Source organism: Pseudomonas sp. Pseusp97, from assembly GCF_047304025.1.
Taxonomy (GTDB): Bacteria; Pseudomonadota; Gammaproteobacteria; order Pseudomonadales; family Pseudomonadaceae; genus Pseudomonas.
In genome coordinates, this window is the sequence record NZ_JBGLYK010000564.1 from 1 (window position 1) to 259 (window position 259).

Annotated in this window: 1 pseudogene; it reads left to right on the forward strand. The window is 59.5% G+C overall.

Annotated elements, in window-relative coordinates:
• Positions 1–105: 105 nt before the first annotated feature.
• A pseudogene (locus tag ACCC94_RS30360) lies at positions 106–259 on the forward strand (response regulator transcription factor); the annotation flags it as partial.

The following is a 259-nucleotide window of genomic DNA, read 5'->3' on the forward strand; positions in this document are numbered from 1 at the left end:
TCGAACGCCGTGAGGTAGGGCACTTCACCTGTCTACGCTATCCATGGGCGGGTCTCATGCTGGAAGCCTGAGCTTATTAATGTCCTGACCTCCTATCACTAACCCCTGGCGCTTGAGGGCCTGGCCCGGCTGGTGGGGCAACTGGACGGATATCTCGTCCTCGAGCCAGCCGCCATCATCGGCGAAGAAGATCTGACTCGGATCGACAGCCTGAATCCGTATATCGTCCTTCTGGCTATCCGCATGCCCGGCCTGGACG